The sequence below is a fragment of the Desulfovibrio sp. 1188_IL3213 genome, assembly GCF_036763145.1.
Lineage (GTDB): Bacteria > Desulfobacterota > Desulfovibrionia > Desulfovibrionales > Desulfovibrionaceae > Desulfovibrio.
The window spans coordinates 1-1,808 of record NZ_JBAIYR010000435.1 but is presented as its reverse complement, the minus strand read 5'-3'; the positions used below and the strand labels follow the sequence as shown (position 1 = coordinate 1,808).

At 58.2% G+C, this 1,808-nt stretch carries 2 protein-coding genes and 1 pseudogene; 1 reads left to right on the top strand and 2 read right to left on the bottom strand.

Translation table 11 applies throughout. The annotated features are described in order from the left end of the window. Positions 1-150 precede the first annotated feature (150 nt). Entirely contained in the window at positions 151-831 is a 681-nt protein-coding gene (locus V6C16_RS12325) for a hypothetical protein (RefSeq protein WP_333543336.1), read from the bottom strand. Between the two features lie 475 nt (positions 832-1,306). Then, the gene (locus V6C16_RS12320) at positions 1,307-1,711 is read right to left on the bottom strand and encodes a glycosyltransferase family 4 protein (RefSeq protein ID WP_333543335.1); all 405 of its coding nucleotides are present in this window, start codon (positions 1,709-1,711) and stop codon (positions 1,307-1,309) included. Here V6C16_RS12320 and V6C16_RS12315 point away from each other — a divergent pair. Further along, positions 1,683-1,808, top strand: a pseudogene (locus V6C16_RS12315) (peptidoglycan-associated lipoprotein Pal); the annotation flags it as partial. The gene V6C16_RS12320 and the pseudogene V6C16_RS12315 sit on opposite strands and share 29 nt — an antisense overlap.

Here is a 1,808-nt window from a genome sequence, read left to right as displayed (position 1 = left end):
CGGCGCGGCAGGGCCTGCCCTGTCCGGGCCAGAACGTAGAGCAGCAGGCATTTGAAAGCCGCCAGCGCAAACCAGAGCCAGAACATAATTTCTCCTTCACGTTAACAGGCGGCCCGGAGCCTCACAAGCCGCGCGCACCCTGCCGACGCCTTACGGCAGCGGAGCGCAGTTTTCGGGGGCAAGGGGAACATCGTGGGTGCGGGTGCCTTCAAGGTGTACTTTCATGCCGCTTTTCAGCTTGATGACGCCTTCCACCTTATTGGCCGAAACCAGCCGCCCTTTAAAAGTATGACCTGAAGAGTGGCGCGCCTGTATTTCGTTATTCCGGACGCTGCCCACAATGTGGTACACGTCTACCTTGCCGTTGTACAGGCGCAAATGCACCACACCGCGCACGCTGCCGTCGGCGGAAAAGCACAAACCTACCCTGTAGGTGGATGAATAAAGCGAACCTGTCCACAGTTCCCTCACTTCCACAGGTCGTTCTGCAAGTTCCGGCGGCAGGGCTTCCGGCTTCTCCTGTGCCGAAGATTCCCGGCTGTCTTCCCTGCCCTCAACACCGGTTACACCAGTTACCGCCGACGGCTGCATATCCTGACCGTGGGCTGCTGCCGGGCCTCCGGGGCCAAGCAGCACAGCGCAGATCCACAGCGCGCCAAGCCGCAGCCCCGCACCGGGCCGGTGCGAAGCGGCCCCCCCCGTGGGCAGGTTTTGCGCGATCCGGGAATGCCACTCATTTTTATCATCTGGCGTAACGGTGCGCGTCCGGCTTGCAATCACCTCTTCAGACAATGTTGTATGTCGTTTCCATATGTTTTTACTGTTCCACATAGGTTGTATTCCTGTATTGGCGTGCTGCCGCAAAAAGACGTCTGCTTTCCGGGCAGCCTCCGGTCCCGTTCAAGGAGCCGTTTTTTCCGACGCTCTTCCAAAAGGCAGGCTAGAGCAATTCAACTTTTAAATTGCTCTGACGGCTGCGTGAGCAGACGTTCGCTACGGAGGCGTAAGCGCAGTTTATCTGCGCTGTTAAACGCCGAAGTGAGCGTGCCTTAAACTTTGAGAATGTATATTCTCAAAGTTAATCTGCTCTAAGCGTGCCATGACGGGAAGCGCAAGATGCGTGTTTCGTCATTGACCGCCACGGCCGGGGACAAGGTTACATTGCAATCCCCAGACACATCCGCCCGGGAGACGGCACGAACAGATGCCCGCCATAAAGGCGCAAACGCAGGTTATCCGCGCGGTTGAGCGTCGTAGTGAACGCCGTAAAAACTTTGGGGAAATAGATCCGCAAAGTTGAAATACTCTACGTCGCAGAATTCAGGCTGCTGAAAATTTTCTCGTGGGCGCTCACCATGGCCGTAAAGGAAAAATCCTGTTCAACCCGCCGCCTCCCGGCCAATCCCATGCCGTCGCACAAGGCACTGTCATCGAGCAGGCGGCAACAGTGCCGCGCCATGCTTTCCGCGTCTGCCGCAGGGGAAAGCAGCCCGCTGACCTCCTGCTCCACAAGGCGGGGAATGCCCCCGACGCCAGTGGCGACAACGGGCAGGCCGCAAGCCATTGCCTCAAGGATTACATTGGGTTGCCCTTCACGTACGGACGACAGGGCAAAAATACGCGCTGCCGCGTAATGCTCGCGCATATCAAGGCCTCCCGGCACAAAATCCACGCGGCTGCCCGCCCGCGCTGCGTATGAGTACCTGGTCATGATGGGCGTGAACCCCAACCAGCTTGAAATGATCAGCTACGGCAAGGAAAATCCCGCCGTGCAGGGTAACAACGAAGCCGCTTGGGCCAAGAACCGC